The 1,522-nt window shown below is 72.7% G+C and carries 2 protein-coding genes; both read right to left on the reverse strand.

What is annotated here, in order from left to right; genetic code table 11:
• Nucleotides 1-120 precede the first annotated feature (120 nt).
• Nucleotides 121-903: a helix-turn-helix domain-containing protein gene (locus ACWDNU_RS45585; RefSeq protein ID WP_355283245.1), complete on the reverse strand. Its 783-nt coding sequence runs from the start codon at nucleotides 901-903 to the stop codon at nucleotides 121-123.
• 62 nt (nucleotides 904-965) lie between these two features.
• Entirely contained in the window at nucleotides 966-1,448 is a 483-nt protein-coding gene (locus ACWDNU_RS45590) for an alpha/beta hydrolase (RefSeq protein WP_449673412.1), read from the reverse strand.
• Between the last annotated feature and the right edge of the window lie 74 nt (nucleotides 1,449-1,522).

Below are 1,522 nucleotides of genomic sequence, written 5' to 3' on the forward strand. Positions count from 1 at the left end.
CCGTAGGTGGCTGCGACGCGGTGCTCGATCGCGCGGATGCGGGCGGCGAGCACGGTGGGCGTGGTCATGACGCCACTGTCACAGGCGCCGGGGTGCGCTGTCTTGGACGAAATTTCCCGCTCAGCGCGGGGCCAGGGCGCCCGGGGTGGTTCCGGCGAACATCGCGATGTCGCGGTGGAGGTGGGACTGGTCGGTGTAACCGCACGCGGCGGCCGCGGCGGACGCGGATTCGCCCGCGACGAGCTGGTCGAACGCGCGGCGGAAACGCACCACCATGGCCGCGCGCTTGGGGGTCACGCCGATCTGGGCGGTGAACCGCGTCCAGAGTCGCTTCTGGCTCCAGCCGGTCAGGTCGACCAGCTCCCTGACCCTGACCCGGCCGCCGTGGGCGACGATCCGCTGCCAGGTCGCGGCGACCTCGGCATCCGGGTGCCTGGCCGTCGCGTGGTCGGCGAGGAAGCGGGTCGTCAGCTCGAATCGGGCGGGCCAGGTGGATGCTTCGGCGAGCTGCGCCCGCAGCCGGTCGACCGACGACCCCCAGAGGTCCTCGATGCCCAGCACCGTGCCGGTGATGTCGGGTGGCGCGATGCCGAGCAGGGAGTAGGCGAGGGTCGGCGGCATGCGGAGCTCGACACAGTCGACCCGGTCCGACCGGACCTGGTGGGTGCCCGGCGCGATCCCGGCGACGAGGCCGTCCACGCCGCGCGCGTCCGCGGTGGTGAATCCGCTCTCGCCGATCTGGACGACCACCGTGACCGCGGGGAGCGCGACGATCCGCAGGTCCGGTCCGCCGCCGCCACCGTCACGAAAACCGGACAGCGACAGCCCTTTCCACACCGGCGAGGCGGCCCGCACCAGCTCCCAGCCGCCGTCCAGCTCGTGGTCGGACATGATCGGTCGCACTTGTCGAGCGTAGGAGCGCGGTTCGGCTTCCCGCAACGGTGCCCGGCCGGCGGGTGCCCGCGTCATCCGGTGAACGGTGTCCGGCCGTTCGCACAGGTGGTCCCGGCTGCCGGGAGCTGAAGGTCGACGAGGTAGCGCTGGGTCAGGTCGGTGACGCAGTCGCCGTCCGGTTCGTGTCCGTAGCCGTCGGTGACCACGACCAACCGCGCGTCGCCCATCGCCGCGGCGGCACGCTGGGCGCCGGGGAGCGGCGTGGCCGGGTCGAAACGGTTGTTCACCAGCAGCGGCGGGACGGTGGAGTGCTGGGTCCACGGGCCGGTGTAGCGCTGGGGATAGCCGTCGGTGGGGGCGGGCCAGGTGGCGCACGGCTGGCGGAGATAGAGCCAGAACGGGCCGTAGACGGGCGCGGTTTCGGCGGATTCGGCGGCGAATTCCGGCCAGCGCAGGGGTTGCCGGGGGAGGGCGTTGTCCGCGCAGGAGATGGCGACGAACGAGTCGAGGAAGTCACCGGTGGAGGCGATCGCGGTCAGGACCTGCCGCACCACGGCGGGGTTCCCGGCCGGGCCAGCCGCTGCACGTGACTCACCCGGACACCGTCGTTCTCGGCCTCGGCATCGCG

It is taken from the genome of Amycolatopsis sp. NPDC003676, from assembly GCF_053587275.1.